Consider the following 15893-nt stretch of genomic DNA (forward strand, 5'->3'; position numbering starts at 1 on the left):
TTGATATGTAATCAATTCAAATTTAAAGGCTTTGGTTTAGCCGCATAGATCAACTATAAGGGCATTTTAAGTGGCACACGCTTGAAAACTTGCTTGAAAGCTGACTAAATTACTCACTGATGTTACGCAGTAACATCAGACGCACCGTTTGCTTCAAATAAAAGAATGATACGCGGTAAGGTCATCCGCAAGTGTTTGAGACAGGACTCCTTCTAATCAAAAATGGTTTTGCGATACTTTGAATAATTTGACGCTAGTGAACGAGTTTTGCGGATGACAATGGTTTTGGGTACTTTTGCCAAAACAAAAGTACCTCCAGCCGAAGGCTAATCTCTTTATTCAAACCCTAGATATAAGACTCCGTTGAATAGACTTAAAAATCATTTTTAAAATGCGAAATTACTTTTAGGTGCGTAACATCAGTTACTCAACTTTATAAGCTTATAGGGATAAGTCATTCATCTCCCTCTTACTCTGTGGCAGATGAACAGGTAAACTATCGCTATTATCTTTTGATGTTCCTGTTTGGAGACAACATAATGTCGTGGCTTTCTTCTCTAAAATCTGTGTTTTCACCCTCCCAAGAGGTGAAAGAAGAGGAAATCCAACAGGTTTTACAAAACTACGTACTTCCCAATTCAAATAATGCTTTAAAAGACCGTATTACACAGGTAAATGTGCAAGGTCAGATCTTGCAGATCACGATTAATACCTTTCCTTCAGAAGCCGATGACTTACAAAAAATCCATGATGATTTGGCCGATGCATTGGAAAAATGTGGCATCACAGAATTAAATATGCACGTGATTCAGCAAAAGACTGGACATACATCGGGTGGTTGCGGTCATCACCATGCAGAAGGTGAAAGCTGTTCAACACAGCCTAAAGCTAATGAACAAACTGAGCAAAAGTCTACTACGAGTAATCTGCCACCTGTTGTGGATGCATCTGCTACTCAAGCCAAGGCTGAAGAAGATCCAAACAATCCACCAATTCAAAAAGCGGCACCTCTGCAACGTGATGTGCCGAAACATCCACGCATTCAAAATGTAATTTTAGTGTCTTCAGGCAAAGGTGGTGTGGGTAAGTCAACCACGACAGTTAACTTAGCTTTGGCATTACAGCAATTGGGGCTAAAAGTTGGCGTTTTAGATGCAGACATCTATGGTCCAAGTATTCCAACATTGCTCGGCAATGCAGGCCGCACGCCGATGATTGAAGCTGAGCAATTTGTTCCTATCGACGCATATGGTATGGCTGTGCTTTCAATTGGTCACTTAACTGGGGATAACAATACGCCAGTGGCTTGGCGTGGGCCGAAAGCGACAGGAGCGTTAATGCAGCTCTTTAACCAAACTTTATGGCCTGATCTGGATGTATTGGTCATTGATATGCCACCAGGCACAGGTGATATCCAGTTGACGCTTGCACAGCGTATACCGGTGACAGGTGCTGTGATTGTGACGACACCACAAAATGTTGCATTAATGGATGCGACCAAAGGCATTGAGTTGTTTAATCGTGTACATATTCCCGTGATGGGCGTGGTTGAAAATATGTCGACTCACATCTGTTCGAACTGTGGGCATGAAGAGCAAATCTTTGGTACAGGTGGTGGCGACCAACTTTCAGCCCAATACGACATTCCGCTCTTAGGTCGTTTACCGCTGAATGTACAAATTCGTGAAAATGCCGATGCAGGGAAACCATCTGTGATAGCAGGTGATGATGCTGCTGAAAGCTACATGGCGATTGCACAAAAAGTTGCAGATGCATTACCTCAGGCTGAAAAAGATAAAAACCGTATTTTCTAAGGGTGAACTGAAATTTAAGTTGATCGTATTAAAATCTGGCCTCGTGCCAGATTTTTTATAACGTGGTATTGGGAGTGTTTGAAAATTATGAGTACTGAACTTTAGACATTCAACGATGTCTATGAATTACACATCTAAAAAACGATTTGCACAATTTCTTATTTTTCCTGCGATTATAAGCCGTCTGCCAAGGATAAAATTCTTGAGGCATATCAAAGGATGTCGCGTTTGTACTTAGTTTTTACAAAATAGCTTTCACGATATTTCTATTATTTTGGCTAGGATCAATTCTTTGAACGGCAGTAACTGTACAAACGCATTGTGTCTTAGATTTTTTGCCAAATGTCCTCTGTTACAAGGGGCTTAGCATTGAAAAAATATAGAGGAACAAATAATTTTAAATATTATTTGAAGTCATTAAAACCCACCCATCAAATGAGGGTACGCCTTAGTCTAAGAAATTAAAAAGCCCGGTAATTACCGGGCTTTTTAATTGGTTTTTTAGGAGGAAAGAGACGGGTTTGCTTTACGTTTAGCAGTGATAATATTCACCGTAATTGCGATGATGACCATGATAATGCCTACAATATCTGTAATGGTTTCTGGAATAATCATACACAGCGCACCCACACCTAAAAAAATACGCCAGAACCAGTTGAGATAAGTCTTGAAATAACCTTCAACTGCGGAGCCTAAAGCGAGAATTCCTATCACTGAAGTGACAGTAATACTCACTATAGTTGTCCATGCAGGAAAGGCAAATTCTCGAGCATTGACTGCAACATTGGTGGTATCAATCATCAGCATGGCAGGGTTATAAACGAATAAAAATGGAACAATAAAACCAGCAAGAGATAGTTTTAAGGCCTGAAACCCAGTGCGCATTGGATCACCGCCTGCAATTCCTGCGCCCGCAAAGGCGGCAAGGGCAACTGGTGGGGTGATGTTTGCAAATAAACCAAAATAGAACACAAACATATGCGCGACTAATACAGGGATATCAAAGTTTGCGAGTGCTGGTGCTGCCATGGTGGCAGTAATGATATAGGCCGGAATAGATGGAAGCCCCATGCCTAAAATCATCGATGCAATCATGGTTAAAAATAAAGTGAGAAAGAGACTACCTGCACCTAAACTCATAATTGAAGAAGTCATTACTGAACCAAAACTTGTCAGACTTACTACGCCGATAATAATACCAACGACAGCACAAGCAGCCATCACAGATAATGATTGTTTGGCTCCATCAACGAGCGCATCTAAAATATCTTTTACACCCATTCGTGTTGATTTTCTTAAAGCTGCTACAAAGATGGTCAGGACGATGGTGTAGACAGCAGCATAGCTCACAGGAATATTTTGAAATAAGAAAAAGACCAGTGCCAAAATTGGAATAAGTAAATGTCCACGCTCTTTTAGAACTTCTTTTACTTTAGGTAAATCAGCTTTAGGTACGCCTTTCAGATCATCTTTACCCGCACGGAAATGAACTTGAGCCATGACGCCAAGGTAATACAATAAGGCAGGTAATAATGCGGCTAGTGCAATCGTGCCATAACTCACGCCAGTTGTTTCGGCCATAATGAAGGCACTCGCACCCATGACTGGCGGCAAAATTTGTCCACCGACGGATGCACTGGCTTCAACGGCACCAGCAAAATTCTTGTGATAACCAATTTTTTTCATCAATGGAATGGTAAATGAGCCTGTGCCAACAACATTGGCAACAGCAGTTCCATTAATACTGCCCATAAATCCACTTGAAATTACAGCAACTTTGGCAGGACCACCTTGTTTATGACCCGCCAATGCCATGGCAAGATCATTGAACAATTTCCCCATACCTGATTTTGCAAGAAAAGCACCAAAAAGGATAAATAAGAAAATAAAAGTGACGGATGCACCAATTGCCGAAGAATATAAGCCTTCGGTTTTTAAATACATATGTCCGAAAATGTCGCTGATGGTATAAGGGCGAGTAATTAATCGATCTGGCAACCAATCAAAGTGACTGATAAATGTATAGGTCAGGAAAATTAAACTTAAAATGGGCAGCATCCACCCCATGACCCGGCGAGTTGCTTCTATGACTAATACCACACTCATAATTGCAAACGCGATATCTAAGGTATTTGGAATACCACCTCGAGTGGTCATAATAGATTGATATTCTTTCCATAAATATAAAAAACTGAAGATGGAAAGCAAAGCCAAGAACCAATCGAGAAGTGAAATATGCTGTCGGGAGCTTGTTTGACGAGCTGGATAGAGTAAAAAAATGAGTGCTAGGCCAATAGCGACATGGGCTGCACGCTGTATTAACTCAGGTAAAGGATTAAACGTAATAAATAAATGAAATAATGAATAAAAGATCGCTACAAATGCAACAAAGTAGGTAACAGATTTGCTCATATTGATTCGAGTAACAGATTCCCGATCAAATTTTTCTAATATGGCTTGTTGTTGTTTCTCATCGAGTTGTTCTAATACAACTTTATCTTCTTTGGAATTCATAGGCATTCTCCAATCCACCAAGACTTCCATTTGGGTTGATATTGAACCGAGATGTTGACCAAACTATAGTCTGGGTAACTTTGAAAAATAGACCAAATTTTTTGGTCAGCGAGGATCGTGCCTTGCATATTTCTAGAAATCACCCAGTTGATTTCATCTATATTTTGATTGACCCGCATTCTAATCACACCATTTTTTTGAAACTCAATGGGATAATTTGAGGGTGTACCTGCACCAAATGAAATCAAATCGGTGTGGCGCAGTAAAAACTTATTCTTTTGACGCTGATATTGTTCAGACCAAGCCGTCTTTTCTACTGAATGCTTCCACTGTAAATCAAATTGATCAGTTGAAATTTTGCATATATCAGTTTCAACTCTAACCTGCGTATACAGTGTTGGATAGCTAGCATAGATTAAGAAGAACAATATAAAAAATGCAGTATAAACTGCATTTTTTTGAAGCTTATTATTTTTTAGCCACTTCATCATAGTAGCGTTTCGCGCCTGGATGTAGAGGCGCTACAAGGCCTTGTTGAGCACCTTCAAGCGTGATTTCTGTTGCTGCTTGGTGTGAAGTTGCCAATTGAGGCAAACTGTCAAAGAAAGTTTTTGTTAGTTTGTAGACATCATCATCCGATATATCTGTGCGAACAACTAATGCATTTTTAATTGCGGCAGTTTGAATGTCCGCAGTATTGCCATATGTGCCTTTTGGAATAATCATCGGTAAGAAATAACTTTGATCTTTAGCTATTTCTTTGACTTTATCTGCATTGATTGAAACTAACTGTAGATCAAAGCTTTGTTGAAGTTCCATGAGTGATGAATTTGGAATGCCACTGGTCAGGAATGCTGCATCAAGCTTGCCACCTTTTAAAGCATCAGCGGCTTCAGCATAGCCTAAATAATCAACTTTAATATCTTTATAGGTGATTCCAAAACCATTCAACAGTGTACGTGCATTTACTTCTACACCTGAATTTTGTGCACCTACAGCGATACGTTTACCTTTCAAATCTTCGATATTTTTGATCCCTGATTTTTTAGAGGTTACGATTTGTACGTAGTTGGGATAAAGCGCTGCGACTTGGCTGACATTCTCAACTTTACCATTTGCGAAACTTCCTGTTCCGTTCAGTGCTTCTGTTAAGCTGTCACTCATAACAAATGCCATTTCAACTTTATTCTGTTTCAGAAGGTTTAAGTTTTCGACGGATGCACCTGTAGTTTGAGTCTTAGAATTTACACCAAAGGTTTTGTTATAAATTTCTGCAAGACTTGTCCCAATCACATTGTAAGGTCCTGATGCTCCGCCAGTTGCAATGGTTACGAACTTGGTTTGAAGTTTGTCAGATGTAGCAGTTTCTGCGCTTTTTCCTTCCGTGGTATTTTTTGAAGTAGATTGATCATTTGAGCAAGCAGTAATACACGCCAAAGTAACCGAGAGTAACGTGAGTTTTGTCCATTGGTTCATAGAAACGTCCTTTTACACATAAATTTTGAATATTGATTTGATGAGTTTTAATTTTAATTTCCACTACTCAATTGAACATAACTTAATCAATTATTTTTGAAAAGTATTTTTTTTGATTTTTTAGTCTCCAATAAATAATGGTTATGCGTAAGAATGGCATGGAGCTATATCGTTTATTTTAATAATATTTTGTTACGTGTGAAAACTGTAGGGTATACATGGAATCATGTGAAATTTCTTTTATAAATATAAGTTCAAGATATTTCTTTGAATTGTAAGGTGCTCTGAATGACTGTTCAGCTAAGGTTTTGTTTTTCTATTTAAGTTACTGAATTTATAATTAAATAAGGAGTTTTTTATAAGCGTTTCTATTTTTTTATTTTGCTAATACGAAACAACTGAATTAATCTTCGCGGATTAAGTTTGAGGTCAAAGTATGATTTCATGGTTTTTTATTGGTCTAGTTATCAGTATTTTGTTAACGCCGGGACCAACCAATACGTTACTCGCATCTTCGGGTATTCAAGTTGGGCTACGTAAATCATTCCGACTCATTCCAGCGGAAGCCTTTGGTTATCTTATTTCGATTAGCCTATGGGGTTTTCTCATTGGTAAAATTTCCGTACATCTGCCTTTACTGCCGACCATTTTGAAATTGTTTAGTGCTGGCTATATTCTATTTTTGGCTATGCGATTATGGCGTACAGCAACTGTTGCTGAAAATTTTAATCAAAAGGGCATTCGTGCACGCGAACTTTTTGTTGCGACGTTATTAAACCCCAAAGCATTATTATTCGCATCTGCGATTTTTCCTGCATTGGCTTGGCAAAATGCGCAGTATTATGTAGCTCACATGCTGATCTTTTTGTTGTTGATCGTTCCTATTGCATTTTTTTGGACCTTCCTTGGTTCAGTTTTGGCATCGAATAAAATTAGTTGGCTCAATCAAGCCAATTTACAACGAACAGCATCGCTAGTCTTGGTTAGTTTTTCGATACCACTGAGTTATTCTGCGATTTTAAAACTTTAAATTGATTTGAAAATGACTAAATCCGCTTAGTTCGGCAAAGCTTATTTTCATTAAGTTGGATTTCAGTTAAAGTACCACGCAATAATTGATTTAAGTTTTTGGATAGAGATAAATGGCTATTAAGTCTGATCGTTGGATTCGCGAAATGAGCGAAAAACACGGCATGATTGAACCGTATGCAGAAAACCAAGTCCGTTATGATGAAAATGGCGAAAAGCTTATTTCGTATGGCGTGTCGAGCTATGGTTATGACGTGCGCTGTGCTCGTGAATTTAAAGTCTTTACCAATGTTCATTCAGCAATTGTTGACCCTAAAAACTTTGACGATAAAAGCTTTATTGATATCGAATCAGACGTTTGTATCATTCCGCCAAACTCGTTTGCACTAGCACGTACAGTCGAATATTTCCGTATTCCACGTAATGTGTTAACCGTTTGTTTGGGTAAATCAACCTATGCTCGCTGCGGTATTATTGTCAATGTGACGCCTCTTGAACCAGAGTGGGAAGGTCACGTGACTTTAGAATTTTCAAATACAACCAATTTACCTGCACGTATTTACGCGGGTGAAGGTGTCGCACAAATGTTGTTCTTTGAATCAGACGAAGTGTGTGAAACCTCTTATAAAGACCGTGGTGGTAAATACCAAGGTCAAACCGGTGTGACTTTACCTAAAGCTTAATCCTTCGGATTGAGTTTAAAAAAAGCGGGCGAATTAGCCCGCTTTTTTGTTGGGTCATTCATCGGAAAATAGACCATTCGGTGGGGAAGTTTTTGCAATTGAGTAATTATTCAGCATAATAAAAAGTTAAGTGACTGGTCTATCACAAGTCTCCATTTAAGGAATAAATGGACAATAACATCAAAGCCAGTTCTCAGGAATAAATATAAGAGAGATGCAGAGCATCTGATAAAAGGAAGGTCGAGATGACTCAATTCACCCAGGCTAAGTTATTCCGCCAGAGTTGCTTAGCAGCCGCAGTCAGCATGTTTGCTGCACCATCTGTTTATGCGCTTCAAGATTTATCAGATGAAGCACTTTCAGCCACAACAGGTGAAGGTGTTGCACTCACTTTAGAAAATTTCAAAATGGTCTTTCAAGGGCCAAATGACCGTTCTACGGCTTCTAGTTATGCGTCTGGTATGGTTGATCCTGGAAAAAACGATACAGGTTTTATTCGGATTATTCCTACTGGTGAAAACTATGAACAATTAGGGCAGCGCGCTTACGATAAAATCTACAAAGCAGCCTATGTTGATGCCTATCAGCAAGGCCGAGTTACAGGCTATAACGGTGTTTATGACTCAACTTTTACAAGTTCAAAAAGCACCTATGAGACCAATAATGCTACACGTATAACCAATGAAACCATCGCAACATATTCAACAGAATATCGTGGCCGATTAGTACAGTCTTATCTTGAATCGCCAACGATGCAGGCATATTACGATCAGCGTTATGCAGATTATAAAAATGGTACTATTATTTCGGGCTTAGAATCTGATGGAACAACAAATAAAACGTTGACAGCAGGTCAGGATAATAAATCTAAAGAATATGCACTGCAAAATACGTATGAGATGATTGAGTTACTATACGGTAACAATAGTACGGGTAATTTACCGACCACTTCGACTTTTTATAAAAATTATGTCTCAGGAAAAATTACACGTTCAAATCTTATTGATCCAACAAAAGATGCTCAGTTAAATGCCAAAGCGGCAGAAACCCTCAATCAGTTGGCAACAGACTATGCCAAGCTTGAAGCTCAAAAGGCAAGCGATGCAGCATTAGCAACGGTGAAAAAAAATGCTGAGATTACAGCCAAACAAATTGCATCTACTGCAACCGTATCGAGCCTCAGATCGAAAGCAGATGTTTTTATTTATGGTTTAGCATTATCCAATAGCAAAGACAAAAATGGAAAAAGTTCATTAGCAACGCGCTATACAGACCAAGGTTTTAATTGGGGTACAGCAGAAAACCCGTGGCTTTTTCATGCAGGAAATCAAGATGTTGAACAATTTGCGAAAGATAATAAGGGGAATGTTGGTTACTTAGCCATTGAGGCACCATTAAAGAAAATTGCAGCAGATGATGCATCTAATAACATCAAACTTGGTTTGTGGATGGATGTATTTTCACGGTCGTTGAATTCAAGCAATGTCGTCGATCCGATTACCGGTGCGCCGACTAGCGGCTTAGATAAAGACTATCGTTTACGTACTCAAATTGTTGCGAATGGCCTGAGTTTTAATGGATCACAAGTTCGAATTTTTCAAACCCTAAAATCTACAAATACAAATTACAACCAAACCTTAGGTTTAGCCAGTTTAATTCGTATTAATACCAATGATCGTGCTGAGTCACTGAGTATCAATGATGGAGATTTGGATGCTCGCGGCATGCGTATCAGTACAGCTGCACGCCCTGAATTGGATGATGGAACAGCAGCGACACCAGCGATGGATCGATCTGCAGCTCCAATCTTTCATGAAACTGAAGGTCTATATTTATATAGCCCAAATATCAATTTAGTTTTAGGAAATATGTATCAGCCCTTTATTGTGGGTTCAGAAGGTCGAAATATTATTTTGGAAGTGACACGTATTCCAAATGTACCTTCTATTTACAGTAAAATTTATACTTACTATACGGATATCGCTGGTAATACCACAGGTACATCGGGTTTAAATGCCTCAGACTTTAAAGGATCAACCTGTAACGTCTATAGTTGTGGCACGGAGTTAAAAGCAAACTCTTCAGATGCGACAGCACTATATCAAGGACGTAATGCAACACACAGTAGCATTGCGATCGGTACAGTAGAGCGCTTGCCTGGTAATCTGTTGAATGCAAAAAGTACGGATACGGCGACAGGTGTGGTGTTTAAAGGTGTCAATGGACAAAGCACGAATTTAGGATCTGTTGCCATAGATGGCGTATTGATTCAGCACTTAAAAATAAGAACAACAGGGCTGTAGGAGAAATCACATGTATAAAATTTTATGCGCTGTTGTTTGTGCTGCACTGACACAAACTCATGCAGGTTTAGTGTCTATGGATAATAGGGAACTTACCGCTGCAACCGGTCAAGGCGGTGCAGATCTCAGTTGGACGCTTTCATTAAACCATCAATACGCCAATGATATGTCAAAAAACAACATATCAATCATGGATGCGAATGGTAAAACTACTCAGGCTTTTTATGGATATCAATGTTCATCCAATGAATTTTGTCGTTTAGCACTTGCGCCCAATAATCATGTGGATGCGAATGGTAATAAGAAATGGTTGGTGTTTAAACAGTTTCAAGGAACGTTACAAATCGATCAATTTTCTTTAGATGGCGTGACGATCATCAATCGTGAAGGTAATCCACAAACGGCTATGCAGCTGACATTTTATGATAATAAACCATTAAAAATTAGAAATTTAGGTTTTGCTACCTTGGCAGTAGAAACAGGTACGACAGGTAAGGAGGGGTATGAAAATACCAGTACTTATACGACCTATACTGAAAAGAAAGCGGACGGAACGACAACAACTTTAGCAGTACCTGATTTTGATCGTGGTGCAGAACAAGGATTTATGGGTGTTAATGTGCATGGCAATATGCATATGAGTGGAAAGTTAAACATCTTCAGTTTTAACTGTACTGGAAATGGTGCAGGTCGCTGTTAATCAGCTGTGACTGAATATAAGGATATAGTGATGAAAAAAATAACAACTTTAACGGCACTCGCAACCAGTATTTTACTTGCTCAACATGCATATGCTTTTGAAGCGATGACCGATGAAAGCTTGGGTGCAGTTACGGGCCAAGATGGCATTTCGATTACCCATGAAGTTTCTAGAGTAAAAGTCGATCAGTTGAATTGGGTTGACCCGACCGACCAAAATAAGATGAAAATGGGTTTGCACAATGTACAAATAGATGGCGTTGGACAAAGTACCATTAGATCAAAATTAGATTTTGATGTGGGGACGACGGATGCAGGTGTAGGTATGCGTATTGCAGCCAGTGTCAGCCCATTTACGGCTGTTGCACAAAATATTATGCTGCTGTGTCAAGGTGCAACGTGCCAAACGCCTGCGCAAAACTTAGGTTCGCTTACGATTGCAACAACTTCACCTTTAAAAGTATTACTTGAAACCAGCAATGGTCTATTTAACCGTAATGATGCGGCTTATATGGAATTTCAATTGCAAAATGCCAGTATTAGTCATGGTATGAATGGACATAGCGTAACCTTAAAGGACTTTAACTTTAACTTTGCTGGTTCAGGTTATATGTATGTGGCTGCTGATGAAGGCATTGTTCTCACTACAAAATCTACAGGGAGCAAAGACCATGCTGTCAATTTGGGGCGGGTCAAGGACACATCAGATGTGCATAGCTCACGTAGCGATGCAACAAACCCCGGCGTTAATATCGATCTACGTTACGGTACCGATGGTGGTGCACAGCGCAATTTAATTCGTATGGGAGCATCGGGTGCTGTCACTAATGCACGAGTGGCCTTAAATGCCAATCAAGACGGAATTAAAGATTTTGGTCTAGCAACGAAGGCTTCTGGATATGAGTCCGTTGGTTCAGGTGGTTTACATTTAGGTGTGCGCGCGGATTTCACTTCAAAGGATGATCCGAGTCTTGTTGCAGGTCAAGCACCAACAACCTTAGAAATTGGCCATACGGGTATTGGTAGTTATGCCATTGAGTTTTCAAATTTAACGTCTTTAGTTGCTGATAAAAATGCCTATATTGATTTTGGCGATATTTATATCAATACCATTCAAGCGAAAAGCCTTGATTTTCTAGTGAATGATAAATTAAAAGCGACATTAGGTTTAACCAATAATGTTCTGACCCAAAACCTGTCAAATCAAACGGCAGGTGGAAATTTTGCACTTGTGGCGATTCGTGGTATGGATTTTCAGTCCATCGCACGTACAGCACGATTTATTTCTGATAACTCAATTGCTGCAATTGCAAGTAATGACAATAGTTGGGGGATTGGTATTCCAATTTACAATATGAATGCCAATGTTGCATTATCAGAGAAAAAATACAGTTATAAAAATACGACTGAAAAATCAGGTATTGGCTATAACCTCGTGATGAGCACGGATGGTTATGGTGTTGATAAAAAAACAGAAACACCAAGTACGACCTCTATTATCTTGATCGATGGTAAAAAAGGCTTAAATGGCCAAGAAGTCAATTATTATGCAGGCTTGCGAAACATCAATGCGCTGATTCAATCTGATGGTGTGATTGGCTATGAAAATGACGGTATCTATGTACGTGCAGATAATTTATTGATTGCAGCCAATGCCGAGTTAGCGATTGGTCAACTTCCGGGTTCAACCTATAACTGTGCGACTACAGCTTCTGTCAAATGTGGGACAACAGTACCTTTAGATAATTTCTCTAAACGTGATGATGTGTTGACGAATATTGCGTTTAAGCTCGATGGTAAGGGGGAGCTATTTATAGTACCGGGTCTAAATGACAGTGCAGAAAATAATTATTTGTCTTTCCGTGGAAGCTTTGAATTTAAAGCCTTAACAGATGCTGAAAAGAAAGATCAAAAAGTTATGGGAAGCTATTTAAGTTTGATGAATGAAGATGTAAATGCTAGCGGTGTCGTTTCAGCTTCAAGTATCAATATTAATAAAATGCAGGGTGAACTCGGATTTGATGCTCGGATTAAAATGAAGCAAGATTCGGTAGAGTTTGATAATCAGGTGAAATTTAATCCGACCAATAATATGTCTAAAGCATTTCGTGCAGAAGTTTCGATGTTAACAAATGGCAATATGCAGAAGATGGCTGATATAGCCCTAACCGGTGGAACAATGCGAAGTACGATGGGGATTACTCCGCGCTAGTCAATTTAAATCAATAACAAATAAATAAAATAACGAACAGGGAATTTGTTATGAAAAAGAAGTTAATCAGAGGTTTGATATTCTCGACATTTGCGATGAGTAGCTTATCTCATGCAATGATGGCTTTAGATGATGAAAGCTTATCAAAAGTTGATGGTCAAGCATTACTCTCCATGGAATATACGCAGGGGTATAATTCTGTGGATGAGAGTGGACAAGCCGTAGACCAATCCAATGTCGGCTTTTATAAGCTTGGTTTAGAAGCTGAAATGGAGCTCAATGCCAATATTAAAAAGCTGCAATTGGGTTGTGGTGGTGCAAATGGCTCAGGTGCTTGTGATATTGATATCGATCATATTTCATTGAGTGGATTGCCTGTAAATAGCAATTATACGTCTGATGAACGTGCGGCAACTTCTGCTTTGTTGACCAATCCTTTTATCGAAATTGCAATTAAAGATCCCAAATCAGCTGCAACTCGTGAAGTGATGGGCTTTCGTCTGAGCGCTGAAAAAATTTCTGGGTTAATGACATTAGGTACAGAAAATAGTAATACACCCAATGGTATCAACACCTTTAGTGGGTATATGAAAACCAAAGCGTCTGCGGGTGTTGCAACAACTGCCGAGCGTGTGATGGACTATGCTTCTACGCAGCAATACATTGAAGGGGCTGTTAAGGGGACATTATTTGGTGCTGAAGTTGATCTACCGCTTCACTACAAATCAGATAATTATTCCTTTAATTTAAAATCAACCACAGCACCTTTTACAATTCCAGCCACTGTCGTGAGCGGGAATAGAATTAAGGATAATATTGCGGTATTAAAAGGCACAGGTACAGTTGATCGTCTAGATTTTAGTGGTCCATTAGAAGCTCAGATCTCTCTACTTGGGTTAAATATTAATTTGAATAAAGACGTAACAGGCTATCTTACTGGACTACAAACCGATATTACGGTAAATCAAAGTTTAGGTTTGATCCATGCACTTTATCTAAATAACCCTGCTTCGTTATCCTTACAAGCTCAAAAAATACTCTGGCCTGGTGCTGCAGTTGCAGCAGAAAGAGGTTGGTGGTTGGCGATGGAAGATGAGGTCGATTTGGGGAGTATTACACCTTCAGATAAAGTGGCGATTACGGATGAAGTGTTGAAACAAACGATCGCTGGAATTAACCATGACTTAAGTACCAATGTTCGTAATTGTGGAGATTTAATCTTTGGTTGTGTTGCAGGTTCGGCTTTAGATGTTAAAGAAATTAAAAACCCGTCATTAATTGATTTCCCATTAAACAATTTAAAACTTTCTGGACAGGAGTTTCGTTCTAACTGCTTCGGCGGGCTGAAATTCTGTTAAGGCTTAAAGTATTTAATATAAAAAAATCCCGCACTTAGCGGGATTTTTTTATATTTAGCGCAAATTATTTTGCAATTTTCGCTAAAAGGTCTTCTTTACTGAGGTTGCTTGATTCTTCATCACGGCGACCTTTGTACTCAAATGTACCAGCATCCAAACCTTTCTCACCAATAACGATACGGTGTGGAATACCTGTTAACTCGATATCAGAGAATTTAACACCTGGACGTTCATTACGATCATCTAGAAGAACATCATAACCAGCAGCAGTTAATTCTGCATACAGTGCTTCAGCTGCTTCTAACGTGCGCGGTGATTTATGCGCATTCATTGGCACAATAGCAACTTCGAAAGGAGCAATTGCAGACGGCCAAATAATCCCTTTGTCATCGAAGTTTTGTTCAATTGCAGAAGCAACAACACGGGTTACACCAATACCATAGCAACCCATAGTCACAACGAGAGGTTTGCCGTCTTCACCTAAGACTTTACAGCCAAGTGCTTCAGAGTATTTTTGACCCAACTGGAAGATATGACCAACTTCGATACCACGTTTAATCAAGATTGTACCTTGACCGTCTGGAGAAGGGTCACCTTCAACAACATTACGAAGGTCATAAACTTCGGTGTATTGTGCATCACGTTCCCAGTTTACACCTACAGCATGTTTATCGACTTGGTTTGCACCAGCAACAAAGTCTGAAAGTACAGACGCTGCACGGTCAACAATAACTGTAATGCCTTTTTCGGTTAAGCCTTGAGGGCCACAGAAACCAGCCGTTAAACCTAAGTCAGCCAATTGTGCTTCAGTTGCAAAGGCCAATGGAGCAGCAATTAATGGGTGTTTTTCAGCTTTAATTTCATTCAGTTCATGGTCGCCACGTAGGAATAAGGCAACCACTGGCGCAGCTTTACCTTCTTCAGCAACACCTTGAACCAACAATGCTTTTACAGATTGAGCAGGTTTTGATTTAAGGAATTCAGAAACATCAGCTATGGTTTTTTGATTTGGTGTATCAATAATTTCAAGTGCTTTAGTCGGAGCAGCACGTTCACCAACTAGTACGGCTTCAGCCATTTCTACGTTAGCAGCATAATCTGACTCTGTAGAGAATGCGATGTCATCTTCACCGCTAGAAGCAAGTACGTGGAATTCATGAGAACCCGAACCACCAATTGAACCTGTATCCGCTTGAACTGGACGGAAATTTAAACCTAAACGCGTGAAAATCTTGCAGTAAGCTGCATACATGTTGTCATAGGTTTCTTGTAAAGAGGCTTGGTCAACATGGAAAGAATAGGCATCTTTCATGATGAATTCACGTGAACGCATCACACCGAAACGAGGGCGGATTTCGTCACGGAATTTGGTTTGTACTTGGTAGAAGTTTGCAGGCAATTGCTTATAGCTTTTCAACTCATTGCGAGCAAGATCTGTAATCACTTCTTCATGTGTAGGGCCAAGTACAAAGTCATTGTTATGACGGTCTTTAAAACGTAAAAGTTCTGGACCATATTGTACGAAACGACCTGATTCTTCCCATAAAGATGCGGGTTGAGTGACAGGCATCAGGACTTGAAGTGAACCAGCACGATCCATCTCTTCGCGGATAATCGCTTCAACTTTATTTAATACGCGAACGCCCATCGGCAGCCAAGTGTATAAACCTGAAGCCAATTTACGAATCATCCCGGCACGAAGCATAAGCTGATGTGAAATAACTTCAGCATCGTTTGGGGTTTCTCTTAACGTTGCAAATAAAAAGCGACTCGCGCGCATGGAAACTGTCCTAAAAAATTAAGCG

Annotated in this window: 11 protein-coding genes; 7 read left to right on the forward strand and 4 right to left on the reverse strand. The window is 39.5% G+C overall.

Annotated elements, in window-relative coordinates; genetic code table 11:
- Nucleotides 1-539 precede the first annotated feature (539 nt).
- Nucleotides 540-1814, forward strand: coding sequence for an iron-sulfur cluster carrier protein ApbC (gene apbC / locus FTT72_RS03530; protein WP_180177874.1), 1275 nt, complete (start codon nucleotides 540-542; stop codon nucleotides 1812-1814).
- A gap of 501 nt (nucleotides 1815-2315) precedes the next feature.
- Here the strand turns inward: apbC and FTT72_RS03535 are convergent.
- The 3 genes from FTT72_RS03535 to FTT72_RS03545 are packed head-to-tail and all read right to left on the reverse strand — an operon-like array spanning nucleotide 2316 to nucleotide 5804.
- Complete coding sequence (locus FTT72_RS03535; protein ID WP_180063268.1) at nucleotides 2316-4328, reverse strand: TRAP transporter permease; 2013 nt, start codon at nucleotides 4326-4328, stop codon at nucleotides 2316-2318.
- Nucleotides 4325-4819 (reverse strand): DUF1850 domain-containing protein, encoded by a 495-nt coding sequence (locus FTT72_RS03540; protein WP_227591861.1) that lies wholly within the window; start codon nucleotides 4817-4819, stop codon nucleotides 4325-4327. The genes FTT72_RS03535 and FTT72_RS03540 overlap by 4 nt, the downstream gene beginning before the upstream one ends.
- Nucleotides 4797-5804, reverse strand: a complete 1008-nt coding sequence (locus tag FTT72_RS03545; RefSeq protein ID WP_168379308.1) for a TAXI family TRAP transporter solute-binding subunit — start codon at nucleotides 5802-5804, stop codon at nucleotides 4797-4799. Before FTT72_RS03545 ends, FTT72_RS03540 begins: the two co-directional genes overlap by 23 nt.
- A gap of 436 nt (nucleotides 5805-6240) precedes the next feature.
- Here FTT72_RS03545 and FTT72_RS03550 point away from each other — a divergent pair, with 436 nt between their 5' ends.
- The 6 genes from FTT72_RS03550 to FTT72_RS03575 all read left to right on the forward strand — a co-directional run bounded on the left by FTT72_RS03550 (nucleotide 6241) and on the right by FTT72_RS03575 (nucleotide 14088).
- Nucleotides 6241-6834, forward strand: coding sequence for a LysE family translocator (locus tag FTT72_RS03550; protein ID WP_078192265.1), 594 nt, complete (start codon nucleotides 6241-6243; stop codon nucleotides 6832-6834).
- A 112-nt stretch (nucleotides 6835-6946) separates the two neighbouring features.
- Nucleotides 6947-7516 carry a dCTP deaminase gene (dcd, locus tag FTT72_RS03555; protein ID WP_005008040.1) on the forward strand — a complete coding sequence of 190 codons (570 nt, stop codon included), beginning with the start codon at nucleotides 6947-6949 and terminating at the stop codon, nucleotides 7514-7516.
- Nucleotides 7517-7761: 245 nt separating this feature from the next.
- Entirely contained in the window at nucleotides 7762-9819 is a 2058-nt protein-coding gene (locus FTT72_RS03560) for a hypothetical protein (RefSeq protein ID WP_180177875.1), read from the forward strand.
- 10 nt (nucleotides 9820-9829) lie between these two features.
- Entirely contained in the window at nucleotides 9830-10519 is a 690-nt protein-coding gene (locus tag FTT72_RS03565; RefSeq protein WP_180064934.1) for a hypothetical protein, read from the forward strand.
- 30 nt (nucleotides 10520-10549) lie between these two features.
- Nucleotides 10550-12730 (forward strand): DUF6160 family protein, encoded by a 2181-nt coding sequence (locus FTT72_RS03570; RefSeq protein WP_180117624.1) that lies wholly within the window; start codon nucleotides 10550-10552, stop codon nucleotides 12728-12730.
- Nucleotides 12731-12780: 50 nt separating this feature from the next.
- Nucleotides 12781-14088, forward strand: coding sequence for a hypothetical protein (locus FTT72_RS03575; protein WP_180009837.1), 1308 nt, complete (start codon nucleotides 12781-12783; stop codon nucleotides 14086-14088).
- A gap of 64 nt (nucleotides 14089-14152) precedes the next feature.
- Here the strand turns inward: FTT72_RS03575 and FTT72_RS03580 are convergent, their stop codons facing one another.
- Nucleotides 14153-15868 carry a proline--tRNA ligase gene (locus FTT72_RS03580; protein WP_180048961.1) on the reverse strand — a complete coding sequence of 572 codons (1716 nt, stop codon included), beginning with the start codon at nucleotides 15866-15868 and terminating at the stop codon, nucleotides 14153-14155.
- Between the last annotated feature and the right edge of the window lie 25 nt (nucleotides 15869-15893).

Source organism: Acinetobacter sp. YH01005 (assembly GCF_013420465.1).
Classification (GTDB): Bacteria; Pseudomonadota; Gammaproteobacteria; order Pseudomonadales; family Moraxellaceae; genus Acinetobacter; species Acinetobacter amyesii.